Genomic DNA, 24,961 nt, shown 5'->3' on the forward strand with positions numbered 1-24,961 from the left:
GGTGCACTCCCTAGGGCTACAACTGCCACCGCAGCGCCAGCACAGGGGTGCCCTGCGCGGTGGGTGCCACACCTAGGCCAGTGGGCCGCAGACGAGGCCAGATGGCCCCACGCCGCCCGGCAGGTAGGTCACTATTGTAGTTATCTACTGCTTGCTTAAAGTACTCATTGGTGTGGCGGTTGATAAATAGCGTGGCTACTAGGCTCACCACGGCTGCGCCGGCTGCCACTTGCTGCGTAGTGGTAAAGTACTGGGCTTCATCTTCTCTAAAAACCTGCGAAGCGTATAAGATAACAGAACCTACTAACAATCCCTTATCAACGAGGTACAGCGTTTTCTGGCGGCGATAGTTATTCAGCTCTGCTACGGCTGTGGGGCTGCTGCTGATATAAGGGCGCAGCTTTTGCCCAAAAAAGCCTGCGCTTTGGTAATTGTCTTCACCAGTCTTGCCGGGCGGCAAAAAGAAAAAGCGTGATTGGGCGCCGTACCTACCTCGTTCTAGGTCTTCGGGGTCAAGCCGAATAGTGGCTGGAGCAGCCTGCTGCGCCTGTGCAACTCGAGCACCTAGGATATTGACAATAAGTGCCAGCACTACTAGTGTGAGCCAATGAGTTGCGCGCTTGCCTAAAAGAGTTCTTGCCTTCATAACGTACAAAGATAAGGCCGGCGTTCTGCCAACAAAGCGCTATCTTTGTGGTTAGAACGCTATAACTCTAAATTGCCTAGCATCATGGTGGAAACTAAGTCCACGACGTACGTCCCCTACAAAGTAAAAGACATGAGCCTAGCGGAGTGGGGCCGCAAGGAAATTCGTCTGGCCGAAGCTGAAATGCCCGGTCTGATGTCGCTGCGCACCGAGTTTGGCCCTAGCAAGCCGCTGAAAGGTGCTCGCATCGCCGGTTGCTTGCACATGACCATTCAAACGGCTGTACTCATTGAAACCCTCATTGAGCTGGGCGCCGATGTTACGTGGTCGTCGTGCAATATCTTCTCGACTCAAGACCACGCTGCTGCTGCCATTGCGGCGGCTGGCATTCCGGTATATGCCTGGAAGGGCATGAACGAGGAGGAGTTTAATTGGTGCATCGAGCAGACGCTTTTCTTCGGAGAGGAGCGCCAGCCGTTGAACATGATTCTGGACGACGGTGGTGACCTCACCAACATGGTGCTTGACCAGTTCCCTGAGCTGGCTGGCGGCATCAAAGGGGTGTCGGAAGAAACTACGACTGGTGTGCTGCGCCTCATCGAGCGCGTGAAAGTGGGCACTTTGCCCTTCCCGGCATTCAACATCAACGACTCGGTAACGAAGTCGAAGTTTGACAACAAGTATGGCTGCAAAGAGTCGGCAGTAGACGCTATTCGCCGCGCTACCGACGTGATGATGGCCGGCAAAGTAGCCGTAGTAGCTGGCTACGGTGACGTAGGAAAAGGCACTGCTGCTTCGCTGCGTGGCGCCGGTGCTCGCGTTATCGTAACCGAAATCGACCCCATCTGCGCGCTACAAGCTGCAATGGATAGCTACGAGGTGAAGAAGATGGAGAACGCCATCCCGCGCGCCGACATCGTTATCACCACTACTGGTAACTGCGACATCATCCGTGAGGAGCATTTCCGCGCCCTTAAGGACAAGGCTATCGTCTGCAATATCGGCCACTTCGACGATGAAATCGACATGGCTTGGCTCAACAAAAACTACGGTCACACTAAGGACACAGTGAAGCCGCAAGTTGACCTCTACAACATCGATGGCAAAGAGATTATCATCTTGGCTGAAGGCCGTTTGGTGAACCTAGGCTGCGCTACTGGCCACCCGTCGTTCGTAATGTCAAACTCGTTCACTAACCAAACGCTGGCGCAGCTGGAGCTGTGGGCACACGCCGACAAGTACGAAAATCAAGTGTACACGCTGCCCAAGCACCTCGATGAGAAAGTAGCTCGCTTGCACCTCGCTAAAATCGGCGTAGAGCTGGATGAGCTAACCCCCAAGCAAGCTGATTATATCAAGGTGCCAGTAGAGGGTCCGTTCAAGTCGGACTTGTACCGCTACTAAGTCTGAATGATAGATTCGTAGAAGTTTGTAGACGATTCTAAAAATGAAAAGGCCGCTCATTGAGCGGCCTTTTTTATTACTAAGTGTTCGTTCCTATCAAATTAATTAGCGTCTCAGACAGCTACGTGAGAGCTTGTGCTGGCCAGTGCGGCTCGTACAGCTGGTGCCACCTCGCGGCCAAATAACTCTACTGAGCGCATAACGCTGGCATGCGGAATACCCTCGACGACTAATTGGGCTAAAAAGCGCGTGTTGTTAAACAGCTCCTTTTGATAAAGTAGCTTGTCGATGAGTTGTGGTACGCTGCCTACAAAGAGCGGACCTTCGGGCCCGCACAAATAGTCGAACTGCTGGCGCGACATGGGACGCCAGCCGCGTTCGCGCCCAATACGGTTCATAAGCTGCGAGTAGGGCGGAAAGAACTCATCGGCGGCTTGCTTGGCCGTTTCGGCCACATGAAAGTGACAGTTGATGGCAATCTGTTGATTGGCTTCCTCATGTCCGGCCTCGCGGTAGGCCTGGCGGTAGAGGTCGGTAAAAGCTACGTACTGCGCCGGCGCGCCACCTAGGATGGCAATAGTGAGTGGCAAGCCAAGGTGCCCGGCCCGCGCTACTGAGGCTGGCGTGCCGCCTACCCCAATCCATACGGGCAGTTGGGGCTGCACTGGGCGCGGGTACACGCCCTTGGCTGCGATGGCGGCTCGGTGCTGGCCCTGCCAGCTTATAATTTCCTGTTTATTGATTTCCAACAGCAACTGTAGTTTCTCTATAAACAGAGAATCATAGTCTTTCAGGTCATAGCCAAATAGCGGAAACGATTCAACAAATGAACCACGCCCAGCTAGAATCTCAGCACGGCCACCCGAAATCAAGTCCACGGTGGCAAAATTTTGAAAGGTGCGCACCGGGTCAACAGAGCTAAGCACTGTGACTGCGCTCGACAGACGAATACGCTTGGTTTGGGCCGCCACGGCAGCCAGGATAACCTCGGGGGCTGAGATGATAAAGTCGGGCCGGTGGTGTTCCCCTAGGGCCAATACATCTAGGCCTACTTCATCGGCTAGGCGGCCCATCGCCAGTAGCTCTTGCATGCGTTGTGCCGCCACTTGGTCGCCCCCGGCTACGTGGGCGGGTGCTACCTCTCCGAAGGAGCTGATGCCAAATTCCATAGATAAAAACTAAGAGACTAAGATTAGGAAACAAGCTCGGCGCGCAGCGGAATGTTTGGTCGCGCGTGACATAGCTCACAAACTGCTTAAAAAAAGTCAGTGCCTAAATCCGCTGAAATAGCCTCAGCCGTAGATGTGACATTTAGTGAGATAAGCTGCGCTTTATGCAATGATAATTACTAGTACTATAAGACGTTTGGCGATGCGATTAGGCTTAGGTGGCCTAATGGCACTATTGCTGTGGGCCAACTGGCAAGAACCCAATTTGCACGACTACTCAGCTCCCATCAGTGTGGGCGCGTTGCGCGTGGCTGGTTCGCTGCCTGCTACTGAGGCCGCTAAGCTACATACCCAGCTAATACAAATGCCCGGCATCACGGCCTGTACCGTGCAGGCGGGCGCACACGCCGTCGCCTATACCTACCGCCCCGATGAAATAACGCCTGCGCAGGTGCAGCAGCAGTTAGCACCGGCTTTTCGGGTGCAGACATATGAGGCACCGGCCGCACCTGTAATGGGCCCACAGTGCCCAGTGCCACAGGGCTACATCATGGCGCTAGAGAAACTGCGCTTTGCACTCAACCTACGCCGACTATTTATAGCTGTCTAAATACCTAGTGTAACTGCCTAGGTAGCTCATTGCCCAATCTGCACTACCATTCTCATCACCTTTTTTCTTTCATATTTATGCTTACCTCTACTCGTAAGTTTTCGCTGGCACTACTGCTGGCTACGTCGTTGTTAGGCACCCTAGGGGCTTGTAAAAAAAATGCGGAGGCGCCAGTAGCTGCTACTTCGCTCTACGAGCGGCTTGGTGGCCTGCCTGCTGTTACGGCCGTGGTTGACCAGTTTATTGCCAACGTGGTGGCCGAAACAATGACGTCAAACTCGAAGCTCAAGCGCACATTTGACCCACTAGTGCAGTCGGGTAATTCGTACCGAGTGGCCTCGTTGCGCAATCATCTTATTGACCAGATAGGGCAGGCTACCGGTGGCCCGCTGGTTTACAAAGGTCTGTCGATGCCTGCGGCCCACAAAGGCATGAATATCAGTGAAGTAGAATTTAATGCGCTGGTGGCTGAGTTAGGTAAAGCCATGACGAGCAAAGGGGTGCCTGCCAACCAGCAGACGGAGGTTGTCAATATCCTAGCTCCGCTGAAATCAAGTATCGTAGCACAGTAAAGCAAAGAAGCTCCAGCCTACTTACAAAAAGCCCCGCTTCTGCTCACCTAAGCAGAAGCGAGGCTTTTTGTAAGTAGGCTGGAGCTTAGTCGAGAAACTGCGTCCTTGTTAATTGTTCACTTAGCTCCCAAAGTCTGCGGTTATTAGCCGGAGTGTTGAAGCTGCTTTTAACGGGTTCAGGTTTTTTCTTGCTAAAAAAACCGCCGCTGATTGTGCCCACCTTAGCATCAGTAGCTAGGAAAATGCTGGTTTGAGCGCCTTTTTCGGGGGAAATCATGAATGGGCGCGCTAGGCTAAGCGCCGCCCCAACAATGCCACCGGTTTGCTGCCCGTAGCCAGTTGCTACTGCTCCAGGATGTAGGCAGTTGGTTGTGATGTTGGTGATGCCGTGGGCACGCAAGCGCTGGGCTAGCTCCTGCGTGAACATAATATTCCAAAGCTTGGTATTACCGTATTCCCATACAGGGCTATAGTTTTGTTCCGATTGTAAATCGTCGAGCGTGGGCTTTGAGAAACGGTAAGCCATCGACGCCACATTGACGATACGAGCAGCGAGACTCTTCTGCAAAAGGTCTAAAAGTAAACTTGTGAGCAAAAAGGGCCCTAGGTGGTTAGTGGCCAGCGTCATCTCGTAGCCATCGGCCGAGAGCTCGCGTTCAGCTCCGAACATCAGGCCGGCGTTATTTATCAGTACATCGAGACGTGGATACTTGGCATGGATTTCTGCAGCTATATCCCGTACCTGTTGTAGCACCGAGAGGTCCGCCAGCACAGTATCGACTCGCTCATTGCCGGTAGCAGCTATAATAGCTTGCTGTGTGCGTTGCGCTTTTTGCGCATTGCGCGCTAAAATGATAATGTGGGCGCCTTGCTGGGCCAGCTCACGGGCTGTAACCTCGCCAATGCCAGAAGTGGCACCCGTCACGAGGATGATTTTGTCTTGTAAGTCAGGCATAAAACAGAGGAATTAAGCGTGGTTATACGTGCGCTCAATAGCACTCGACGGAAATGCGGCATGCTTATTTTACCGTGACTTGGTTGGTGACCGTTGTTGCTGGCGCTTGGGCTTAGGCAGTGCTGCTAAATATTGCTTAACATACCGGTTTTTGGGAAAGAAGTGTAGCGTGCGCTGCCCAAAGTAGCGGCATAACTTTGAGTTGTGTAGATTAGCAAAGCACTCAGTCTGGTATTGTAAAATCTGTTCGCGTAATAGAGCATTTTGGGCCGCCGCATTAGGCATTGTTTGTAAAGCTGCCGCAGCGCGCGATAGGTTATAAGATGCTGCTTCCCATTGCTGTGCATCGAGTTGCAGCGTAGCCAGCTTGAAATAAGCCTCTAGAAAAGGTAGATATACTGTGACCGTATACGCATTCTCGCGACCATACATATCGAGTAGCGCAATAAGCCGGTGATATACTGGGTAACTCTGTTCTCTAGTGTCATTATCCCGATACAAAGCGCGGGCGTAACAGTAAAGCACAGTGGGGTCAGCTGGCTCTAGTTTAGCTACTTCGGCCACAGCCGCTATGGCATCGGCCAGCCGCCCGTCACTATAGGCGCGTTCCGACTCCGCCACTTCGATGGGATGCGGTGTGGCCACTAATGAAGGCGGCTGCTGGCTGGGCGGTGGCACGCTTACAGGTCTTCCTGCTAAGTCTGTGCCGGCAAAATCAGTATCTTTTAGCGGCTTGTCGTCACCTACATAGTGAAAGTTGTGCTTGGCAGCTGGAAAAGCAGTGTCGTCTTTGGCTTGGTATGATTGCGCACTGCAAAGCATAGGTAGCGCCAGTGTTAGCAAGAGTAGCCTTGTTTTCATACCGGAATATATCGTGTGTAGCTCGCTCTAGCAGGAGCTGCCTAGCTTTGCGGCTGCTATGCTTGCGCTCTCCGTCGTCATCATCACCTTCAATGAGGAAGCTAATATTGCCCGCTGCCTAGCAGCGTTGGGCGACATAGCCGATGAAGTGCTGGTAGTTGATTCCTTCTCTACCGATGCCACCGTCGACATCTGCCGGCAGCACGGGGCCCGCGTAGTGCAAAACGCGTTTGCGGGCTACGTAGAGCAAAAAAACTTTGCCACTGACCAAGCACACTTCGACCATGTGCTTCAACTCGATGCAGATGAAGTACTCACCGACGAATTGCGCCAGAGCATTCGCGAAGCCAAGCAAAACTGGCAGCATGCCGCCTATTCGCTGGCTCGCCTCACCAACTACTGCGGCAACTGGGTGCGCAACGGCGGCTGGTACCCCGACCGCAAGCTGCGCCTCTACGACCGGCGCCTAGGTCGGTGGGAGGGCTTGCTACTGCACGAACACTATGAAGTGCGGCTTGGCCAGAGCACTGGCCAGCTACACGGCGATGCGCTACATTATTCCTATCACTCTATTGCGCAGCACGTCAGCCAACTTAATAAGTTCACCAGCATCACAGCGCAGGAATTGGCGCTGCGGGGTAAAACCCGCGTTACGTGGTTTCACTTGGTACTGAAGCCACTTTGGAAGTTTGTGCATGGCTATGTATTCCGGCTGGGCTTTCTAGATGGTTTTGCGGGGCTGAGCATTGCCGTTATCTCTGCCCTAGGTGTGTTTTTAAAGTTTGCGAAGCTAAAAACCCGTACCCAAGACGCGCCTACGCCATGAGCCAGACTTTTCTCGTCTCGCGTACCGATGCCATTGGCGATGTAGTGCTAACGCTCCCCGTATGTGGCATGCTTAAGCAGCTGCATCCTGGCTGCCGGGTCGTGCTCATTGGGCGCAGCTATACCGCGGCCGTAGCCGCCGCCTGCCCTTGGATTGATGATTTTGTAGAGTTACAAGCAGATGCATCAGTAGCAGCACTAGCGGCGCAGTTGCGCCCCTACGCCGCCGCGGCCATTATCCACGTTTTCCCAAATAAAATGGTGGCTAATGCTGCAAAGCAGGCACACATTCCTGTTCGCATTGGCACTCGCAATCGGCTGTTTCATTGGCTAACCTGCAACCGGCTGGTAGCCCTCAGCCGACGCCACTCGCCGCTGCACGAGGCCCAGCTCAATTTGCATTTGTTGCGGCCACTCGGCTACACACAGGTGCCGCCACTACCCACTGTGGCGGAGTTAGTGCGCTTGGTGCCTACCGCACCGTTGCCACCCCACGCCCAGCAACTGCTCGCTGCTCGGCGGCCAGAACAGCTAAATGTGGTCTTGCACCCACGTAGCCGAGGCAGCGCCCGCGAATGGGGCTTGCCTCACTTCGGTCAGTTAGCGCGCTTGCTTCATACAGCAGGGCATCGGGTTTTTGTTACCGGTACCAAAGAGGAGGGAGCTGAGTTAGCTGCTGCCGATTGGCTACAAGAGCATAAGCCCTACTTGGCCGCCGACCTCACCGGCGAATTTGCATTACCTGAATTTATTGCGTTCATTTCAGCGGCCGATGGACTGGTGGCCGGTAGCACCGGGCCGCTACACCTAGCTGCTGCGCTAGGCCGCCATGCGCTAGGGCTGTATCCACCTATTCGGCCCATGCACCCCGGGCGCTGGGGTCCCCTAGGGCCGTGGGCTGAGTACTTGGTATTTGACCGGCCCAACTGCCAAGACTGTCGCAATCAGCCTGCCCAATGTACATGTATTAAAGCCATCGAGGCTGGGGCTGTAGCTGCTCATGTAGCTAGTTGGCAGCCGCTGCCGGTAGCTCATTAGCAAACCCAGCTACAACCTTACCCTAGGGCCATAAGTTAATACTTCTATAAGCAACGGTGCAACCCGTATGGCGCTGAAATCCGTACCTACGGCAGTTTGTGCTTATTTCGGACATTACCCTACTCGTTGATTTGCCGCTGAAGCTACCGATTGGCCACAAGCTAACAAGGATTCGCGGAAAATGACGGGTAGTGGTGAGGTGCGTTAAGCCTAGCTAACTACCGATATGGCTTTATCCTCCTGCGTTACTTTTGCCCAGTACCAGGCGGCTTTTTTAGCCAATCGGCTTCCATCATTCTGCCCAAAACACCTATCATGAGCGACTCTCCCGAACGGGTAAAGCTGAGCAAAGAGGAAAAAGACCGGCGCTTTCAGGCCGAGCTGATGCCGGTGCTCGACCCGCTCTACAACTTCGCCTACCGCCTCACCCTCGACGAGGATGATGCCAACGACCTCGTACAGGAGACCTACCTCAAGGCCTACCGCTTCTTCGAGTACTTCGAGCCCGGCACCAATGCAAAGGCATGGCTCTTTCGCATTCTGAAGAACTCGTTTATCAACGATTTTCGGAAAAAAAGTAAGCAGCCTGCTAAGGTTGATTACAGCGAAGTAGAAGGCTATTATAATCCCGATGAAGTAGAAGGTGATGCTGAAACCGGAGCTTCTTCTTCCGATTTGCGTCAGCAGTCAACTCGCGACCTTATTGGCGATGAAGTAGCGAGCGCTTTGAATTCGCTACCTGTTGATTTTCGGACAGTTATAATTCTATGTGACCTCGAAGGGTTTACCTACGAGGAGATGGCTAAAGTGCTGGACATTCCTATCGGCACAGTGCGCTCGCGCCTGCACCGAGCACGTAATTTCCTAAAAGAGAAGCTCGAAAAATATGCATCCTCGATGGGCTACGGGAACGATGATGTTAATTCGGCCGTTGATGCCGCCGACAAGGACGAAGACGATGAATAAGTCTTCGGCCGTATTTTTCACCTTCTAACCCCCCTCTTTTGACCCTCATGGAAGCTACCGCTACTACAACCAATCTGTTGGCCCCCCTTGCCGCTACCCCCGACAACGGCGCCGACTGCGACCGCGTGAATATTGTATTGGACCAGCTTTTGGAGGGCCGGGTGCTCGCCGAAGAAGATGAGGATTACCTCATCGACCACGCCGAAGATTGCTCGCCTTGCTTCGAGGATATCAAGAAGCAACGGGTATTCGTCAGCTTTCTAAAGCAGAAAGTGAACAGCAAAGCTGCTCCTTCGACCCTGCCGCATGCCATCATGGCGCGCTTGCACGCCGAAATGGCCTAGCTTTGCAGCCCTATGCAGGGCAAAATCATTGTATTCTCGGCGCCATCAGGTGCTGGTAAAACGACTATCGTGCACCGACTCATGGAGTTGCTGCCGGAACTGAGCTTTTCTATCTCAGCTTGCACCCGCGACCGCCGGGGGCGCGCTGAGGTAAACGGCAAGGATTACCATTTTATTTCGGTAGCCGAGTTCCAAGAAAAAATCCGCCACGACGAATTTGTCGAATGGGAGGAGGTTTACGAAGGCGCGTTTTATGGTACGCTCAAGTCAGAAATTGAGCGTATTTGGTCCCTAGGTAAGCACGCTATCCTTGACGTTGACGTGAAGGGTGGGCTTAGCATTAAGGACTTCTACAAAGACCGGGCGTTAGCAATCTTCGTGCGGCCCCCGTCTATTGAAGCCTTGGCACAGCGTCTCACGGCTCGCGCTACCGACTCTACCTCTAGTATTTCTTCGCGGGTCTACAAGGCTACTTTCGAGCTAGCTTTCGAAGATAAATTTGACGAGGTAGTAGTAAACGATGACCTAGAGGAAGCAGTAGCACATGCCGAGCAGCTGGTACGCAGCTTTATTACGCCCGCTGCTACCGACGAAGCTTTATGAGCCAGCCCGATGCCTCGAAGCGAGTAGGCCTACTATTTGGCTCATTCAACCCGGTGCATAGTGGCCATCTTATTCTGGCTGAATACTTCGCAACTCGCACCGACTTGGCCGAGGTATGGCTGGTGGTGTCTCCCCAGAGCCCTTTCAAAGTAGGAGAGGAGCTTCTATCTGATACTGCGCGCCTGGCGCTGCTACAACTAGCAGTGGTAGATAACCCCCATCTGCGTGCGGAGTCTATTGAGCTTAGGTTGCCGCGCCCAAGCTACACGATTGCCACTCTCGATGCGTTGCGCACGCAGCATCCTACTTACGAGTTTGTGCTGTTGATGGGAGCCGATAACCTCGCGGGCTTACCACGATGGCAGGCTGCTGACCGCATAATGCGAGAGCTTGACCTGTACGTGTATCCACGGCCGGGAGCAACATTACCTGACTTAGCCGCCTTTCCACGCGCACGAGTCGTACAAGCTCCTTTGCTGGATATATCGGCCACTTTCATTCGAGCCAGCATTCAAACGGGTCAAAGTATTCGCTATCTAGTGCCCGCGGCAGTAGAGCAGGAAATACTAACTCAGCGCTATTATCAATAAAAAAGGGCGGCTTCACACGAAGCCGCCCTTTTTTATTGACCTAATAGTCAAATCAGATAGTCATAATTTCCGACTCTTTCTTCGTCAGAAGCTTCTCAACTTCTACAATGTGGGCGTCGGTATACTTCTGAACTTTAGCTTCGGCATCCTTCACGGCGTCTTCGGCAGCACCATCTTTCTGCAGTTTACGTAGCGCGTCATTCACATCCTTGCGGATGCCACGCACGCGCACTTTGCCAGCTTCGGCCTCGTTTTTGGCTTGCTTTACAAGGTCACGGCGGCGCTCTTCAGTCATGGGCGGAATGTTGAGTCGCACCCCGTCAGCATCCGACATCGGATTCAGCCCTAGGTCGCTGTTTTTGATAGCTTTCACAATCTCAGCCACCATATTCTTTTCCCAAGGCTTGATGTGCAGCGAGCGAGCATCAGGAGCCGATACGTTGGCTACCTGCGACACAGGCGTGGGCGTGCCATAATAGTCTACTTTCAGGCTGTCAAGCATGGCTGGTGAGGCTTTACCGGCCCGAATGCGGGCCATTTCTACCCCTACGTGGGCCACCGCCTTACCCATAGATTCTTCGGCGTCGCTCAAATAAAACTGAATTTCTTCGTCCATCTGCTGGAAAGTTAAATTTTATAAATCGGCTGATAAATGCCTATTACGTAAGAGAGGAAAGCAAAATTCGCTCCCAAACAAGTTGTGCTCGTTTAGCGCTCGTTCTGACCGCTTCTATTCACGAGCGTGCCCAACGGCTCGCCACCTAGGAGGCGCTTTAGGTTGCCTTCTGTGTTCATATCGAACACAATAATGGGTAGGTTATTCTCTTTGCAAAGCGTAAAGGCCGTCATATCCATGACATTCAAGTTCTTCTCAATTACCTCATCAAAGGAAATCTCATTGAACTTAACAGCATTGGGGTCTTTTTCAGGGTCAGCGGTGTAGATACCGTCTACGCGCGTACCCTTAAGCACCACATCGGCTTCAATCTCAATAGCACGTAGCGAAGCTGCCGAGTCAGTAGTGAAATAAGGTGAGCCAATGCCTGCACCAAAAATAACCACCCGGCCCTTCTCTAGGTGCCGCACCGCCCGCCGACGGATGTAGGGCTCGCACACCTGCTGAATCGTAAGGCCCGACAGCAAGCGGGTACTCACATCTATTTTCTCAAGCGCGCTTTGCAGGGCCATCGAATTGATAACCGTGGCCAGCATACCCATGTAATCGCCTTGCACCCGGTCGAGGCCGAAAGCAGCTGCCTGCACGCCACGGAAGATATTGCCTCCGCCAATCACGACAGCTACCTGCACTCCATTAGCGGCGACGGCTTTAATCTCGTTGGCATATTGCATGAGGCGCTCTGCGTCGATGCCGTACTGCTGCTGGCCCATCAGGGCCTCGCCGCTGAGCTTAAGTAGAATTCGTTGGTAAGTCAAAGCGAAAGAAGTTGTTATGTATTTGTAACTAATTATTCAAGAGAGTACCCCACTAAGCACTAGGTTGCTAGGGAGCTAAGTATTAGCGCTAGGTAAACTGAACCAGCACTTGCCCCTTCGTCACATTCGCGCGTAAGTCCACGAGAATACTACCCACAGTACCTTCAGCAGGAGCCTTCAAGATATTTTCCATCTTCATCGCCTCTAGTACTAGCAAAGGGTCACCCTTTTGCACCGTCTGGCCGGGTTGCACCCGTATGTCTACAATGAGGCCGGGCATGGGAGCTTTTAACTCATTCACCTTTGTGGCGGCGGCGTTGCTCAAGCCCATTCGTTCGAGCAATTGGTCAAAGCGGTCCTTTGCCTGCAACTCAACGCGCTGTCCATTAAGGCGCAATACGAAAGTTTTTGCTTCGTAGTCGGCAGCCAGTAATTCCGCGTTGTACGATTTGCCTTGGTACAATATGTGATAGCGACCATCACCTAGGGAGGCGATATCCCAGGCAAAAGGCTGGCCGTTAAGGGTAATGGAGTCGGTGGCACGGAAGTCCACCTCCCAGCCATGGGCCGGGCCAATGCTTATTTGGAGCATAAAGGAACCGGCCAAGTGAGCCGAAGCGGGGTTAAAGGTAAGTTAAATCGCTGTTTCATGCGGAACTTGCTGCTGCGTTTCCGCTCTAGGTATTTATATGAAACATACGTTTAGTGTTAATTTTCTGTGGCTTTGCCTAGTGAGTTTCACTGTAGTTGGCCAGGCAACTGGCAATAAAAGCAAAGCATCCGATAAGGCTGATAAAAAGAATGCAACCGCTAGCACGGAGAGTGCCCCTATGTCGGGGAGCATCACTGTTCCCTCATGGCTGCCGCCCGAGACCCCAGTGCATCTAGCGGCGCCGCTACTTAGTGATGTGGTAAACACAAAGCTTGATGTGCGCTTTGATTGGGCCAAGCAATACCTCCTAGGTACAGCTGTCCTAACGTTGCGCCCGCATTTCTACCCTCAGAGCAATGTGCTGCTCGACGCCCGAGGCTTCGATATCAAAACAGTGCAGCTGGTAGGGGAGAAGGGCGACAAAAACCTTACGTATAAGTACGATAAGGCGCAACTCAGCATCACGCTCGACCGTCCTTATACCCGCGACCAAACGTATCAGGTGCGCATTGCCTATGTGGCCAAGCCAAATGAGCTACCCCAAGGTGGTGGCAGCGCAGCTATTACCTCTGACAAGGGGTTGTACTTTATCAACCCCCTAGGGCAAGACCCTAAGAAGCCACGTCAAATCTGGACACAAGGCGAGACACAGGCCAATTCGTGCTGGTTTCCTACCATCGACCATCCCAATCAACGGATGACGCAGGAGATAGCAATGACGGTCGATAACCAATACAAGACCTTATCTAATGGATTGCTTGTCTCCTCGCGTAAAAACTCCGATGGCACCCGCACCGACACGTGGCGGCAGACTCTAGCCGCTGCGCCTTACCTCACGATGATGGCCGTGGGTGATTTTGCGGTAGTATCTGATACTTGGCGAGGCAAAGCGGTGGATTACTACGTTGAGCCCCGCTATAAGAACACTGCTAAAGCGGTATTTGGCCATACCCCCGAGATGATGGAGTTCTACTCTAAGCGCCTAGGTATCGATTTTCCGTGGGAGAAGTATGCTCAAATAGCAGTGCGTGACTATGTGAGCGGTGCAATGGAGAATACTACAGCTACCGTGCACGGCAATACCATCCAGGCCACTAGCCGCGAGCTCCTCGACGCGCAGTATGAGGGAGCGGAATCTACCATTACCCACGAACTCTTCCACCATTGGTTCGGCGACCTAGTAACCTGTGAGTCGTGGAGCAATTTGCCCCTAAACGAAAGCTTTGCCAACTACGCCCAATACCTGTGGGCCGAGCACAAGTATGGAGCCGACCAGGCAGCTCTAGTGCAGCAGCACGACCTAGCAGCCTACCTAGAAGAGGCCAATGACAAGCGCGAACCGCTTATTCGCTACCACTATGCCAGCCAAGAAGATATGTTCGACCGCCACTCCTATGAGAAAGGTGGCCGGGTACTGCATATGCTGCGCAAGTATATGGGAGACGATGCCTTTTTCACAGCTCTCAATCATTACCTGACGAAGAATAAGTTTACTGCTGTCGAAATCAGCAAGCTACGCACTGCCTTTGAAGAAACGACCGGCGAGGACCTGACTTGGTTTTTTGACCAATGGTTTATGCAGCGCGGGCATCCCGAGTTGAAGGTGACCCACTCGTACACAAATGGCCAGGTGCTGCTACGCGTGCAGCAAACACAAGACACCTTATTTCAGCCTATTTATCGCTTGCCTGTAACAGTTACCATTTGGCAAAAAGAAAAGGCTATTGACCACCGCATTACAATTACTAAAACTGACCAAACCTTTTCATTTCTGGCTGCCGACCGTCCTAGCTTAGTAAAATTTGACAGCGAGTCTCAGTTACTCGCTCAAATCGACGAGGACCGCACTTCTGACGAGCTAGTGTTTCAGTTCTATCATGCTCGCAACTATCTGCAACGCTACGAGCCCCTAGAGATGCTACACAATAAAGCCGCCGACGTAGGAGTGAGCGGTATGTACCGCAACGCCTTGCAGGATAATTTTTACGCCATTCGTCGCACCGCGCTCGACCACTTGCGTGCCTACCGCGGTTCGTCTCCGACTGCTGTACGCAGCGAAATCCAACATTTCGCCACCGCCGACCCTAACAGCTCAGTGCGCGCTCAAGCTATTACTACGTTGGCTTCATTCGCTGGCGAAAACTACACGAGCATCTACCAAGCAGGCCTGCGTGATAGCTCTTATTTAGTAGAAGCCGCTGCCGTAGCGGCCATTGCTAAATCACCTACACCAGCATCTTACCAACAAATTGCAGCTCTCGAAAACACAGGTAGTTCAGCGCTCTTAGTAGCTATTGCTGATTTTTACGCTAAGGGAGGGACTATCGAGCAATATGGTTGGTTTTTGCGTCGCCTTACTGACGTCAGCGATATCGACCTTTACACCTACTTGCAGTCTTTTGGTACCTTCATGGTGCGAATGCCCGTCATCGAACGCGAGAAAGGTGTGAAGACACTAGAGACGCTAGCTCGCACTCATTCTCAGTATTACGTGCGCCTTGGGGCCTATAAAGGGCTACTCACCTTGGTGCCTAGCACTCCAGCACTCAAAGAAATCTTGCGTGATATTCGTGATAAAGAAAAAGATGAGCGCCTTAAGGCTTACTACGGTTTGATTTAATTATCAAAATGTTACCGAAGAAGGTACTTGGGCAAGCTAGGAGTACTGAAAAAAAGTAGAAGACTTTTTATTTCGTACTCCTTGCATCTTTCAAAAAAAGCAGTACTTTTGCGTCTCAATTCCGGCAAGCGGCTGGAAAAGACCAAAAATGGGGGTATCGCATAGCGGCAATTGCGGGTGACTGTAACTCACCTCCTTCGGGTTCATAGGTTCGAGTCCTGTTACCCCCACATTTTTAAAATGAGTACCATCTGCGGGAGTAGCTCAGTTGGTAGAGCGGCAGCCTTCCAAGCTGCAGGTCGCGGGTTCGAACCTCGTCTCCCGCTCATTTTAAGGTAGAATAAGCCGTTTTAGCTCAGTGGTAGAGCACTTCCTTGGTAAGGAAGAGGTCATGGGTTCAAATCCCATAAATGGCTCAGCAAATACGGAACTGCTTATCTTTGCGATAGGTTAGAACCGGGTCAGCAAATCAAAAGCGATACGCAGCACTCAAGCCTGAATTGGCCCAAGCTGGGTTTCGCTTTTCTTGTGATAGGCCCTTTCTAGTTGCTTTTCAGTTTTTAATTCCCTCTTTTTTCTCAACTCTTTACAATGGCTAAAGAAAATTTCGACCGGTCGAAGCCGCACGTAAACATCGGCACCATCGGCCACGTTGACCACGGCAAGACTACCCTGACCGCGGCTATCACCACGGTTCTGGCTAACCAAGGTCTGGCCGAAAAGCGCGACTTCTCCTCGATTGACAACGCGCCCGAGGAAAAAGAGCGTGGTATCACCATCAACACCGCTCACGTAGAGTACGCTACCGCTAACCGTCACTACGCTCACGTTGATTGCCCCGGTCACGCTGACTATGTGAAGAACATGGTAACTGGTGCTGCTCAAATGGACGGCGCTATCCTCGTGGTAGCTGCTACCGACGGCCCGATGCCCCAGACTCGTGAGCACATCCTACTCGCTCGTCAGGTAGGTGTTCCTCAGCTGGTTGTGTTCATGAACAAAGTGGACATGGTGGATGACCCCGAGCTGCTCGAGCTCGTGGAAATGGAAATCCGCGAACTGCTGTCGTTCTATAACTTCGATGGTGACAACATCCCCGTTATCCAGGGTTCGGCTCTAGGTGGCCTGAATGGCGACGCTAACTGGGTTCCCAAAATCAACGAGCTGATGGACGCAGTTGACTCGTTCATTCCGATTCCTGCTCGTCTGACCGACCTGCCCTTCCTGATGCCGGTAGAGGACGTGTTCTCGATTACTGGCCGTGGCACCGTAGCCACCGGTCGTATCGAGCGCGGTATCATCAACTCGGGTGAGCAAGTTGATATCCTCGGTATGGGTGCTGAAGGCCTGAAGTCGACGGTAACGGGTGTGGAAATGTTCCGCAAAATCCTTGACCGTGGCGAAGCTGGTGACAACGTAGGTCTGCTGCTCCGTGGTATTGAAAAAGAAGCCATCCGTCGTGGTATGGTTATCTGCAAGCCCGGCTCGGTTAAGCCCCACCAGAAATTCAAGGCTGAGGTGTACGTTCTCTCGAAAGAGGAAGGCGGCCGCCACACCCCATTCTTCAACAACTACCGTCCGCAGTTCTACCTGCGTACCACCGACGTTACTGGTATCATCACCCTCCCAGAAGGCGTTGAGATGGTAATGCCTGGCGACAACATCACCATCACGGTTGAGCTCATCAACAAGGTGGCAATGGAGAAAGGCCTCCGCTTCGCTATCCGTGAGGGTGGCCGTACGGTAGGTGCCGGTCAGGTAACCGAAATCCTCGACTAATTTTAGCGGTAACGCTATATAAAAAACGCCCCCGAGCAATCGGGGGCGTTTTTTATGTTTTAAAGCCTTTGAAAAACTAAAACAAGGCTATCTGCTCGGTTTATCTTGTTAAAAAATAAAGAGTATTCATAACTGATTTTTTGAAGCAAGGTTTGCATTCTATAAAATATATTGTACCTTTGCACTCCCATTGACAAACAATGTCAAATAGGAACCACATACACGAGTGTAGTTCAAGGGTAGAATAGAGGTCTCCAAAACCTTTGATGGGAGTTCGAATCTCTCCACTCGTGCCACCTAGGGCCGCCGCTTGGCGGCTCTTTTTTACGCCGGTACCGGCTTGATTGCGACATGGCTAAGCTGAACAACTATTTCCGCGATACTATCGAGGAAATGCGTTACAACGTAACGTGGCCCTCGACCACCGAGCTGCAAAAGAGCGCAGGTCTGGTGCTTATTGGCTCCTTGGTATTTGCTGCCGTAGTGGGCTTGATGGATGTGAGTTTCAACTCTGCCCTCAATGCGTTCTATCAGTCTTTCGCTCGCTAGGTTTTGTAAATAATGGCAGAGCTAAAATGGTACGTGGTTCGCTCAGTGAGCGGCCAAGAAAAGAAGGCAAAGACCTACATGGAAACCGAGATTGGGCGGCACAACTTGCAAGAGTTGCTCCCGCAAGTGCTGATTCCGGTTGAGAAGGTTTTTGAGATGCGTAATGGTAAAAAGCGCGTTCGGGAGCGGAATTTGTACCCAGGCTATATTATTATTCACTCAGACGTTACGCACGGCGAAGTGCTGAATATTATCACTTCTACCCCAGGTGTAATTGGGTTCTTAGGTGATAAAGAAGGCAAGAATACAAATGCCAAGCCTGTACCGCTCTCGCTAAACGAAGTAAATCGCTTATTAGGTGTCGTAGATGAGGCAGAAGAAAAAACTGCCGAGCTAGAAACTCCTTTCACTGTTGGCGAACTGGTTAAAGTGATTGATGGTCCCTTTAATGGCTTTAGCGGCAATGTTAACGAAGTGTTTGAAGAGCGCAAAAAGCTGAACGTTATCGTGAAGATTTTTGGCCGTGCTCAACCAGTAGAATTAAGCTACACGCAAGTAGAGAAAGAATAGTTAAGTTATATACGTCGCCTGATATCCACTCCGATTAGGCGGGGCTTCCACTAGGAGTTTTTTTTACTGAGGTTGGCGCGAGTTACGTCACGGCAGCCGCAGCTTTACACACCAAATGGCCAAAGAAATTAGAGGTTACCTGAAACTTCAGGTAAAGGGAGGCGCGGCGAATCCTGCCCCGCCAATTGGACCTGCGCTTGGTAGTAAAGGCTTGAACATCATGGAGTTTTGCAAGCAGTTTAATGCGCGCACCCAAGATAAAGCCGGCCAAGTTTGCCCTGTCCTGATTACGATGTACACGGATAAGTCTTTTGATTTTGTCATCAAGACTCCTCCGGTACCTGTTCTCCTCATGGATGCCGCTAAGTTGCAGAACGGTTCGAAAGAGCCAAATCGTAACAAAGTTGGCTCGGTGACTTGGGACCAGGTTCGTACCATCGCCGAAACCAAAATGCCCGACCTAAACGCTTTCAAAGTGGAGTCGGCCATGAAGCAAGTAGCCGGTACGGCTCGCAGCATGGGTATCACCGTGAAAGGCGACTCGCCTTTTGCTGAATAACTAACCGGAGGACATACACAATGGCAGCAATCAGCAAAAAGCGCAAGGAAGCCCTTGCAAAACACGACCTGACGCAGGTGCGCAGCCTGCTCGAAGCCGCACAAGTAGTGAAGGACATCACCTTCACTAAATTTGATGCTTCGGTTGACATCGACGTACGCCTCGGCGTAGACCCCCGTAAAGCCGACCAAATGGTACGCGGTGTAGCCACTCTGCCCCACGGCACTGGCAAAACCGTTCGCGTTCTGGCCTTGGTAACTCCTGACAAGGAGGCCGAAGCTACCGCCGCTGGTGCTGACTTCGTGGGTTTGGACGACTACATCTCGAAAATCGAGAAAGGTTGGACTGATATCGATGTAATCATCACCATGCCTTCGGTAATGGCCAAAGTTGGTCGTCTAGGTCGTGTGTTGGGTCCCCGTGGCCTGATGCCGAACCCTAAGTCGGGCACCGTAACCACTGATGTAGCTAAGGCTGTACAAGAAGTGAAAGCTGGTAAAATCGACTTCAAAGTTGATAAGACTGGTATCATTCACTGCTCGGTAGGTAAAGTATCGTTCGAGCCCAGCAAACTTGCTGAGAACGCGCTAGAAGTAATCCAGACGCTTGGTCGCCTGAAACCTTCTTCGTCGAAAGGTACCTATATCCGCAGCATTACCTTGAGCAGCACTATGTCGCCTGGTGTTCCGGTTGACAGCACGGTTTCTTCCGCTAACTAAATTAATAGCAACCAACCATGATTCGGGAAGATAAACAAGCCCTCGTGGATGAGTTGAGCGAGAAGTTTCAGTCGCACAACGCATTCTATATCGCCGATGCCTCGGGCATGTCGGTAGCAAAAATCAATGAGTTCCGTCGCCTCTGCTTCAACCGTGGCATGGAATTCAAGGTTTACAAAAACTCGTTCATCCGCAAGGCTCTCGACACCCTAGGTGGTGATACCAGCGAAATGGACGCAGCGCTGAAAGGCCAGTCGGGCGTATTGTTCTCGAAAGAGAGCGGCAATGCTCCCGCCAAGCTGCTGAAAGACTTCTACAAGGCGCAGGCTTACCCCCGTGGTGTAGAGCCCAAGCCCGCGCTGAAAGGTGCCTACATCGACGCTAGCATCTTCATTGGTGCTAATCAGCTCGAAGGCCTCACCACAATCAAAGGCAAGCAGGAACTGCTCGGCGAGCTCGTCGGCCTGCTGCAATCGCCCGCCAAAAATGTTATCTCTGCTCTATCGAGCGGCGGAAACAAGCTGGCTGGTATCCTCAAAACGCTTTCCGAAAAAGAAGAAGCTGCAGGCTAACCGCTGCTCATCCTTTTCAACTTTCAATTTTCAATACAACCTTTTTTTAATAATCTACAGAAATGGCAGATTTGAAAGCCTTCGCTGAGCAGCTTGTTAGCCTCACCGTTAAAGAAGTAAACGAACTCGCAGGCATCCTGAAGGATGAGTACGGCATTGAGCCCGCTGCTGCTGCTCCTGTAATGGTAGCTGGTGGTGGTGCTGGCGCTGCTGCTGAGGCTCCCGAAGAGAAGACCTCGTTCGACGTAATCCTGAAAGCTGCTGGTGGCCAGAAGCTGGCAGTAGTTAAGCTGGTGAAAGACCTGACCGGCCTGGGCCTGAAAGAGGCCAAGGAGCTGGTTGACGGCGCTCCCAAGCCCCTGAAAGAAGGCATCGCTAAAGACGAAGCTGAAGCTCTGAAGAAGCAGCTTGAAGAAGCTGGTGCTGAAGTAGAAGTTAAGTAGGTTCGCCTACGGGCTTGCTCCCGCAACGGATTAGGCCTGGCACTTAGCCAGGTCTTTTCCTGTTTCTAGAGAATAAGTTACCTTTTGCAACTCAAAGCCGTTGGTTTTGGTTGTCTTACGCTAGCAGTTTTCTTCTGTCATCCTGCATTGGAGCAACGCAAAATGAAGGACCTTATCACGTTAGAAGTCGCCAGAGTTTCGAACTCAGTTGACAAACAAACGTGGTAAGGTCCTTTGCTGCGCTCATAATGTCTGAGTTTGTCTGAAGGCTTTTTACCGTAGGTGCAGGTGTAGAAAGCAAACTTCCAATCTCAGCTTAACAGTAAGTTAACTCGCGTAACTATAATAGCTTACGTGTACATTTTAAAATCTTTCCAATTGGCTACACCGCAAGCAACTGAGGCCGCCGAAGTCAAACACCTGACTGGGGCCAGTGAGCGAATCAATTTCGCCAAGATTAAGAAAGTTATCGAGTATCCGGACTTTCTGGACGTGCAAGTGCAGTCGTTCCAGGAGTTCTTTCAGCTCGAAACTGCCGCCGCGAGCCGCACCAATGAAGGTTTGTTCAAGGTATTTGCCGAGAACTTCCCGATTTCGGATTCGCGCGAAAACTTCGTGCTGAATTTTATCGACTACCACGTTGACCCACCGAAATACACGGTGGATGAGTGCATCGACCGCGGCCTGACTTATGCAGTGCCGCTGAAGGCCAAACTGCAGCTCATTTGCAACGACAAGGATAACGAGGACTTCCAGACGATTGAGCAGGAAGTTTTCTTGGGCAACATTCCGTACATGACGGAAAAAGGCTCTTTTGTTATCAACGGCGCCGAGCGTGTTATCGTATCGCAGCTGCACCGCTCGCCGGGCGTTTTCTTCGCCCAGAGCAAGCACACCAACGGTACGAAGTTGTATTCGGCTCGCATTATCCCGTTCAAAGGCTCGTGGATTGAGTTTGCCACGGACGTGAACAACGTGATGTACGCATACATCGACCGGAAGAAGAAGTTTCCGGTTACTACGCTGCTACGTGCCATCGGTTACGGTACGGATAAGGACATTCTGGACTTATTCGGCCTGAGCGAGGAGCTGAAAGCGGATAAAAAGACCCTCAAGAAGGCCGTTGGCCGTAAGCTAGCCGCCCGCGTGCTTCGCACTTGGACGGAAGACTTTGTGGACGAGGACACTGGTGAAGTAGTTTCTATCGACCGTAACGAAGTGTTGCTGGAGCGTGACTCGGTTATCGAGGAAGCTGACATCGACACTATCGTAGATGCCGGTGCAAAGTCAGTTATTCTACACAAGGAGAATGTAAACATTGCGGACTTCGCAATCATTTACAACACCTTGCAGAAGGATAACTCGAACTCGGAGAAAGAAGCCGTTGAGCAGATTTACCGTCAGCTCCGTAACACGGAGGCACCTGACGAAGAAACCGCTCGTGACATCATCCAGAAGCTGTTCTTCTCTGACAAGCGCTATGACCTCGGAGAGGTAGGCCGCTACCGGATTAACAAAAAGCTTCAAATTGGTATGGAGCAAGAGTCGCGGGTATTGACTAATCAGGATATTGTGCTGATTGTGAAATACCTGATTGGCTTGATTAACTCGAAGGCCATTGTCGATGACATTGACCACTTGAGCAATCGCCGCGTGCGCACGGTAGGGGAGCAGCTCTACGCTCAGTTTGGCGTAGGTCTGGCCCGTATGGCTCGTACCATCAAAGAGCGCATGAACGTGCGCGACAATGAGGACTTCAAGCCGGTTGACCTGATTAACGCCCGTACGCTTTCGAGCGTAATTAACTCGTTCTTCGGCACCAACCAGCTGTCGCAGTTCATGGACCAAACTAACCCGCTAGCCGAGGTGACGCACAAGCGTCGTGTATCGGCCCTAGGGCCAGGAGGTCTATCGCGTGAGCGCGCTGGCTTCGAGGTGCGTGACGTACACTACACGCACTATGGTCGTCTCTGCACCATCGAAACGCCGGAAGGCCCGAACATCGGACTGATTTCATCGCTGTGCGTACACGCTCGCGTTAACTCGATGGGCTTCATCGAGACGCCTTACCGCACGGTAAGCGCCGGCACGGTGGACATGACCGAGAACGTGAAGTTCTTGACTGCTGAAGAAGAGGATACGCACCACATTGCACAGGCCAACTCGCTGCTAAGCAATGAGGGTAAGCTGACGCAGGAGCTGGTGAAAGGCCGCTTCGAAGGCGACTTCCCAGTAGTAGGCCCGGAGGAATATTCCTACATGGACGTAGCTCCGAACCAGATTGTATCGGTAGCTGCTTCGTTGATTCCGTTCCTGGAGCACGACGACGCCAACCGTGCGCTCATGGGCTCGAACATGCAACGCCAGGCAGTACCGCTGCTCCGCCCGCAGGCCCCGATTGTGGGCACGGGTCTGGAAGGCCGCACGGCTATAGACTCGCGCGCGCTCATCATCGCTGAAGGCGATGGCGTGGTGGACTCGGTAGATGCTAACCGCATCATCATCAAGTACGACCTGAGCGACGACGAGCTATCGGTAAGCTTTGATGCCGACCGTAAGACGTACAGCCTCATCAAGTTCCGCCGCACCAACCAGGACACCTGCCTCAACCTCACGCCGCTGGTGAAAAACGGCGAGCGTGTGACCAAAGGCCAGGTGCTGTGCGAAGGCTACGGTACCAACCGCGGTGAGCTGGCCCTAGGTCGCAACATGCAGGTAGCGTTCATGCCGTGGCAGGGCTACAACTTCGAGGATGCTATCGTTATCTCGGAGCGCGTAGTTCGCGACGACATTTTCACGTCGATTCACATCGAGGAGTTTGAATTGGAAGTGCGCGAGACCAAGCGCGGCGAAGAAGAGCTGACGTCGGAGATTCCGAACGTGAGCGAAGAAGCCGTGCGCAACCTCGACGACAACGGCATCATCCGCCTAGGTGCTGAAGTTCGCGAAGGCGATATCCTCATCGGTAAGATTACGCCAAAGGGCGAAACCGACCCGACCCCGGAGGAGAAACTGCTCCGCGCCATCTTCGGCGACAAAGCTGGTGACGTGAAGGATGCCTCGCTCAAAGCGCCGCCCTCCCTGAACGGCGTAGTTATTGGCACCAAGCTATTCTCGCGTCCTAAGAAGGACAAGAACCTACGGGCTAAGTCTAAGAAAGAAGTTGAAGACTTGAAGGAAGGCTATGCCCGTGAGCTTCGCGGGGTAAAAGCTATCATGATTGATAAGCTGGTAGCCTTACTTGAGGGCAAAACTTCGCAAGGCATCAAGCACCGTTTTGGTGACGAAGTACTGGCGAAAGGCGTAAAGTTTGGCCGGAAGAACATAAGCGAAGCATTGTTCCCCGACAAGAACGCCTATCGTGACGAGAGTAATTATGCGGTACCAGAAGAGGTAAACCTCTTTAAGGACCTGCAGCTTGAGGGATGGACGGCCGACGCTCGCGTGAATGAGATGCTGCAGCAGCTTATCAAGAATTACGCAAAGCGTCGTAATACTATCACTGCTCGCTTCAAGCGCGACCGCTTTACGCTGGAGGTTGGTGATGAACTGCCCGCTGGCATTGTGCAGCTCGCCAAAGTGTATATCGCCAAAAAGCGCAAGCTGAAGGTAGGTGATAAAATGGCCGGTCGTCACGGTAACAAAGGGGTAGTAGCCCGCATCGTGCGCGATGAGGATATGCCCTTCCTGCCTGACGGCACCCCAATGGACATCGTCTTGAACCCCCTAGGTGTACCAAGCCGCATGAACATCGGTCAGATTTATGAGACTGTACTGGGCTGGGCTGGTCTCAAGCTAGGCCGTACCTACGCTACGCCCATTTTTGATGGTGCTACGGAGGACGAAGTATCACGTGAACTGACCGAGGCTGGCTTGCCCGACTGGGGCCGTGCTTACCTGCATGATGGTCTGACGGGTGACCGCTTTGACCAGCCGGTGACCGTGGGTGTGATTTACATGCTCAAGCTCGGTCACTTGGTTGACGACAAGATGCACGCTCGCTCCATCGGGCCATACTCGCTCATTACGCAGCAGCCGCTGGGTGGTAAAGCGCAGTTCGGTGGCCAGCGCTTCGGCGAGATGGAAGTGTGGGCGTTGGAGGCCTTCGGTGCTTCCAACGTACTGCAAGAAATCCTGACCATCAAATCGGACGACGTGGTAGGCCGCGCTAAGGCATACGAAGCCATTGTAAAAGGCGACATTCTGCCCAAGCCGAATATCCCCGAGTCGTTCAACGTACTTATCCACGAGCTCCGTGGTCTGGCGTTGGAGATTTCGCTTGACTAGGTTGATTGAATAGGTTGGTTGTCGGTGCGCGAGTGCCGATAACCAACTTTCAGTTACTTCGCCTACAATAGAAATAAACAATAGATAGCCCCGCTGCAAAGCGCCCCGCTCACGATACTACTGCCCCGAGACAGGTCAGGGTAGCACAAGGTGGGAAGCGCGGCTGCAGAGGGGCAAAAACAAGACCTAGCGAA

Annotated in this window: 25 protein-coding genes and 4 tRNA genes; 22 read left to right on the forward strand and 7 right to left on the reverse strand. The window is 52.4% G+C overall.

Annotated features, from left to right (window positions below; genetic code table 11):
* Window positions 1–16: 16 nt before the first annotated feature.
* Window positions 17–646: a hypothetical protein gene (locus FNT36_RS09445; protein ID WP_144846758.1), complete on the reverse strand. Its 630-nt coding sequence runs from the start codon at window positions 644–646 to the stop codon at window positions 17–19.
* An 84-nt stretch (window positions 647–730) separates the two neighbouring features.
* On the opposite strand from FNT36_RS09445, the gene ahcY reads away from it, so the two are divergent.
* The gene (gene ahcY / locus FNT36_RS09450; RefSeq protein WP_144846761.1) at window positions 731–2,050 is read left to right on the forward strand and encodes an adenosylhomocysteinase; all 1,320 of its coding nucleotides are present in this window, start codon (window positions 731–733) and stop codon (window positions 2,048–2,050) included.
* 113 nt (window positions 2,051–2,163) lie between these two features.
* On the opposite strand, the gene FNT36_RS09455 is transcribed toward ahcY, so the two are convergent.
* Window positions 2,164–3,219 carry an LLM class flavin-dependent oxidoreductase gene (locus FNT36_RS09455; protein WP_144846764.1) on the reverse strand — a complete coding sequence of 352 codons (1,056 nt, stop codon included), beginning with the start codon at window positions 3,217–3,219 and terminating at the stop codon, window positions 2,164–2,166.
* Window positions 3,220–3,445: 226 nt separating this feature from the next.
* On the opposite strand from FNT36_RS09455, the gene FNT36_RS09460 reads away from it, so the two are divergent.
* Together FNT36_RS09460 and FNT36_RS09465 are read left to right on the forward strand one after the other, a co-directional pair.
* On the forward strand, window positions 3,446–3,829 hold the full coding sequence (locus tag FNT36_RS09460) for a hypothetical protein (protein ID WP_144846766.1): 384 nt from the start codon (window positions 3,446–3,448) through the stop codon (window positions 3,827–3,829).
* A 77-nt stretch (window positions 3,830–3,906) separates the two neighbouring features.
* Complete coding sequence (locus tag FNT36_RS09465) at window positions 3,907–4,401, forward strand: group I truncated hemoglobin (protein WP_144846769.1); 495 nt, start codon at window positions 3,907–3,909, stop codon at window positions 4,399–4,401.
* 85 nt (window positions 4,402–4,486) lie between these two features.
* Here FNT36_RS09465 and FNT36_RS09470 read toward each other — a convergent pair whose 3' ends face one another.
* Both FNT36_RS09470 and FNT36_RS09475 read right to left on the reverse strand, forming a co-directional pair.
* Entirely contained in the window at window positions 4,487–5,356 is an 870-nt protein-coding gene (locus FNT36_RS09470) for an SDR family NAD(P)-dependent oxidoreductase (protein ID WP_144846772.1), read from the reverse strand.
* Between the two features lie 69 nt (window positions 5,357–5,425).
* On the reverse strand, window positions 5,426–6,178 hold the full coding sequence (locus tag FNT36_RS09475; protein ID WP_233635811.1) for a hypothetical protein: 753 nt from the start codon (window positions 6,176–6,178) through the stop codon (window positions 5,426–5,428).
* A gap of 97 nt (window positions 6,179–6,275) precedes the next feature.
* Here FNT36_RS09475 and FNT36_RS09480 point away from each other — a divergent pair, with 97 nt between their 5' ends.
* The 6 genes from FNT36_RS09480 to nadD all read left to right on the forward strand — a co-directional run bounded on the left by FNT36_RS09480 (window position 6,276) and on the right by nadD (window position 10,583).
* A complete protein-coding gene (locus tag FNT36_RS09480; RefSeq protein ID WP_144846778.1) occupies window positions 6,276–7,043 on the forward strand; it encodes a glycosyltransferase family 2 protein in 768 nt (255 codons plus the stop codon).
* The gene (locus FNT36_RS09485; protein WP_144846781.1) at window positions 7,040–8,080 is read left to right on the forward strand and encodes a glycosyltransferase family 9 protein; all 1,041 of its coding nucleotides are present in this window, start codon (window positions 7,040–7,042) and stop codon (window positions 8,078–8,080) included. Before FNT36_RS09480 ends, FNT36_RS09485 begins: the two co-directional genes overlap by 4 nt.
* Window positions 8,081–8,395: 315 nt before the next feature.
* Window positions 8,396–9,046 carry a sigma-70 family RNA polymerase sigma factor gene (locus tag FNT36_RS09490; protein ID WP_144846784.1) on the forward strand — a complete coding sequence of 217 codons (651 nt, stop codon included), beginning with the start codon at window positions 8,396–8,398 and terminating at the stop codon, window positions 9,044–9,046.
* A 47-nt stretch (window positions 9,047–9,093) separates the two neighbouring features.
* Entirely contained in the window at window positions 9,094–9,390 is a 297-nt protein-coding gene (locus FNT36_RS09495; protein ID WP_144846787.1) for a hypothetical protein, read from the forward strand.
* A gap of 12 nt (window positions 9,391–9,402) precedes the next feature.
* On the forward strand, window positions 9,403–9,993 hold the full coding sequence (gmk, locus tag FNT36_RS09500) for a guanylate kinase (RefSeq protein ID WP_144846790.1): 591 nt from the start codon (window positions 9,403–9,405) through the stop codon (window positions 9,991–9,993).
* Window positions 9,990–10,583 carry a nicotinate (nicotinamide) nucleotide adenylyltransferase gene (gene nadD / locus FNT36_RS09505; RefSeq protein ID WP_144846793.1) on the forward strand — a complete coding sequence of 198 codons (594 nt, stop codon included), beginning with the start codon at window positions 9,990–9,992 and terminating at the stop codon, window positions 10,581–10,583. The genes gmk and nadD overlap by 4 nt, the downstream gene beginning before the upstream one ends.
* Before the next feature lie 52 nt (window positions 10,584–10,635).
* Here nadD and frr read toward each other — a convergent pair whose 3' ends face one another.
* From frr to FNT36_RS09520, 3 genes are all read right to left on the reverse strand, one after another.
* Window positions 10,636–11,199, reverse strand: coding sequence for a ribosome recycling factor (gene frr / locus FNT36_RS09510; RefSeq protein WP_144846796.1), 564 nt, complete (start codon window positions 11,197–11,199; stop codon window positions 10,636–10,638).
* 92 nt (window positions 11,200–11,291) lie between these two features.
* Window positions 11,292–12,017, reverse strand: a complete 726-nt coding sequence (gene pyrH / locus FNT36_RS09515) for a UMP kinase (protein ID WP_144846799.1) — start codon at window positions 12,015–12,017, stop codon at window positions 11,292–11,294.
* 88 nt (window positions 12,018–12,105) lie between these two features.
* Window positions 12,106–12,609 (reverse strand): biotin/lipoyl-containing protein, encoded by a 504-nt coding sequence (locus FNT36_RS09520; protein WP_144846802.1) that lies wholly within the window; start codon window positions 12,607–12,609, stop codon window positions 12,106–12,108.
* Between the two features lie 316 nt (window positions 12,610–12,925).
* Here FNT36_RS09520 and FNT36_RS09525 point away from each other — a divergent pair, with 316 nt between their 5' ends.
* The 13 genes from FNT36_RS09525 (at window position 12,926) to rpoB (ending at window position 24,767) form a co-directional block, all read left to right on the forward strand.
* Window positions 12,926–15,289 (forward strand): M1 family metallopeptidase, encoded by a 2,364-nt coding sequence (locus FNT36_RS09525; protein ID WP_233635812.1) that lies wholly within the window; start codon window positions 12,926–12,928, stop codon window positions 15,287–15,289.
* A 150-nt stretch (window positions 15,290–15,439) separates the two neighbouring features.
* Window positions 15,440–15,519: transfer RNA gene (locus FNT36_RS09530), tRNA-Tyr, on the forward strand.
* Window positions 15,520–15,542: 23 nt separating this feature from the next.
* Window positions 15,543–15,615 (forward strand) — tRNA-Gly (locus FNT36_RS09535).
* Window positions 15,616–15,633: 18 nt separating this feature from the next.
* Window positions 15,634–15,705: transfer RNA gene (locus FNT36_RS09540), tRNA-Thr, on the forward strand.
* A 175-nt stretch (window positions 15,706–15,880) separates the two neighbouring features.
* Entirely contained in the window at window positions 15,881–17,068 is a 1,188-nt protein-coding gene (gene tuf, locus FNT36_RS09545) for an elongation factor Tu (protein ID WP_144846808.1), read from the forward strand.
* Window positions 17,069–17,290: 222 nt separating this feature from the next.
* Window positions 17,291–17,364, forward strand: a tRNA-Trp gene (locus FNT36_RS09550).
* 55 nt (window positions 17,365–17,419) lie between these two features.
* Window positions 17,420–17,617, forward strand: coding sequence for a preprotein translocase subunit SecE (gene secE / locus FNT36_RS09555; RefSeq protein ID WP_144846811.1), 198 nt, complete (start codon window positions 17,420–17,422; stop codon window positions 17,615–17,617).
* A 12-nt stretch (window positions 17,618–17,629) separates the two neighbouring features.
* Window positions 17,630–18,187, forward strand: coding sequence for a transcription termination/antitermination protein NusG (nusG, locus tag FNT36_RS09560; protein ID WP_144846814.1), 558 nt, complete (start codon window positions 17,630–17,632; stop codon window positions 18,185–18,187).
* A gap of 115 nt (window positions 18,188–18,302) precedes the next feature.
* Window positions 18,303–18,746 carry a 50S ribosomal protein L11 gene (gene rplK, locus FNT36_RS09565; protein WP_144846817.1) on the forward strand — a complete coding sequence of 148 codons (444 nt, stop codon included), beginning with the start codon at window positions 18,303–18,305 and terminating at the stop codon, window positions 18,744–18,746.
* A gap of 20 nt (window positions 18,747–18,766) precedes the next feature.
* Window positions 18,767–19,465 (forward strand): 50S ribosomal protein L1, encoded by a 699-nt coding sequence (rplA, locus tag FNT36_RS09570; protein WP_144846820.1) that lies wholly within the window; start codon window positions 18,767–18,769, stop codon window positions 19,463–19,465.
* A gap of 17 nt (window positions 19,466–19,482) precedes the next feature.
* Window positions 19,483–20,037, forward strand: a complete 555-nt coding sequence (gene rplJ, locus FNT36_RS09575) for a 50S ribosomal protein L10 (RefSeq protein WP_144846823.1) — start codon at window positions 19,483–19,485, stop codon at window positions 20,035–20,037.
* Window positions 20,038–20,099: 62 nt separating this feature from the next.
* Window positions 20,100–20,480, forward strand: a complete 381-nt coding sequence (gene rplL, locus FNT36_RS09580) for a 50S ribosomal protein L7/L12 (RefSeq protein WP_144846826.1) — start codon at window positions 20,100–20,102, stop codon at window positions 20,478–20,480.
* 420 nt (window positions 20,481–20,900) lie between these two features.
* Window positions 20,901–24,767: a DNA-directed RNA polymerase subunit beta gene (gene rpoB, locus FNT36_RS09585; RefSeq protein ID WP_144847496.1), complete on the forward strand. Its 3,867-nt coding sequence runs from the start codon at window positions 20,901–20,903 to the stop codon at window positions 24,765–24,767.
* Window positions 24,768–24,961: the final 194 nt, after the last annotated feature.

Source organism: Hymenobacter setariae (assembly GCF_007713685.1).
Classification (GTDB): domain Bacteria; phylum Bacteroidota; class Bacteroidia; order Cytophagales; family Hymenobacteraceae; genus Hymenobacter; species Hymenobacter setariae.

Excerpts from the sequence above, each read along its gene's own strand:
- ahcY (WP_144846761.1), top strand. The coding sequence starts at position 731 with ATGGTGGAAACTAAGTCCACGACGTACGTCCCCTACAAAGTAAAAGAC.
- secE (WP_144846811.1), top strand. The coding sequence starts at position 17,420 with ATGGCTAAGCTGAACAACTATTTCCGCGATACTATCGAGGAAATGCGT.
- FNT36_RS09490 (WP_144846784.1), top strand. The coding sequence starts at position 8,396 with ATGAGCGACTCTCCCGAACGGGTAAAGCTGAGCAAAGAGGAAAAAGAC.
- FNT36_RS09485 (WP_144846781.1), top strand. The coding sequence starts at position 7,040 with ATGAGCCAGACTTTTCTCGTCTCGCGTACCGATGCCATTGGCGATGTA.
- FNT36_RS09475 (WP_233635811.1), bottom strand. The coding sequence starts at position 6,178 with ATGCTTTGCAGTGCGCAATCATACCAAGCCAAAGACGACACTGCTTTT.
- frr (WP_144846796.1), bottom strand. The coding sequence starts at position 11,199 with ATGGACGAAGAAATTCAGTTTTATTTGAGCGACGCCGAAGAATCTATG.
- FNT36_RS09445 (WP_144846758.1), bottom strand. The coding sequence starts at position 646 with ATGAAGGCAAGAACTCTTTTAGGCAAGCGCGCAACTCATTGGCTCACA.
- rplA (WP_144846820.1), top strand. The coding sequence starts at position 18,767 with ATGGCAGCAATCAGCAAAAAGCGCAAGGAAGCCCTTGCAAAACACGAC.
- FNT36_RS09495 (WP_144846787.1), top strand. The coding sequence starts at position 9,094 with ATGGAAGCTACCGCTACTACAACCAATCTGTTGGCCCCCCTTGCCGCT.
- FNT36_RS09520 (WP_144846802.1), bottom strand. The coding sequence starts at position 12,609 with ATGCTCCAAATAAGCATTGGCCCGGCCCATGGCTGGGAGGTGGACTTC.
- FNT36_RS09455 (WP_144846764.1), bottom strand. The coding sequence starts at position 3,219 with ATGGAATTTGGCATCAGCTCCTTCGGAGAGGTAGCACCCGCCCACGTA.
- nadD (WP_144846793.1), top strand. The coding sequence starts at position 9,990 with ATGAGCCAGCCCGATGCCTCGAAGCGAGTAGGCCTACTATTTGGCTCA.
- gmk (WP_144846790.1), top strand. The coding sequence starts at position 9,403 with ATGCAGGGCAAAATCATTGTATTCTCGGCGCCATCAGGTGCTGGTAAA.
- nusG (WP_144846814.1), top strand. The coding sequence starts at position 17,630 with ATGGCAGAGCTAAAATGGTACGTGGTTCGCTCAGTGAGCGGCCAAGAA.
- rplK (WP_144846817.1), top strand. The coding sequence starts at position 18,303 with ATGGCCAAAGAAATTAGAGGTTACCTGAAACTTCAGGTAAAGGGAGGC.
- rplJ (WP_144846823.1), top strand. The coding sequence starts at position 19,483 with ATGATTCGGGAAGATAAACAAGCCCTCGTGGATGAGTTGAGCGAGAAG.
- FNT36_RS09460 (WP_144846766.1), top strand. The coding sequence starts at position 3,446 with ATGGCACTATTGCTGTGGGCCAACTGGCAAGAACCCAATTTGCACGAC.
- rplL (WP_144846826.1), top strand. The coding sequence starts at position 20,100 with ATGGCAGATTTGAAAGCCTTCGCTGAGCAGCTTGTTAGCCTCACCGTT.
- FNT36_RS09470 (WP_144846772.1), bottom strand. The coding sequence starts at position 5,356 with ATGCCTGACTTACAAGACAAAATCATCCTCGTGACGGGTGCCACTTCT.
- tuf (WP_144846808.1), top strand. The coding sequence starts at position 15,881 with ATGGCTAAAGAAAATTTCGACCGGTCGAAGCCGCACGTAAACATCGGC.
- FNT36_RS09465 (WP_144846769.1), top strand. The coding sequence starts at position 3,907 with ATGCTTACCTCTACTCGTAAGTTTTCGCTGGCACTACTGCTGGCTACG.
- FNT36_RS09480 (WP_144846778.1), top strand. The coding sequence starts at position 6,276 with ATGCTTGCGCTCTCCGTCGTCATCATCACCTTCAATGAGGAAGCTAAT.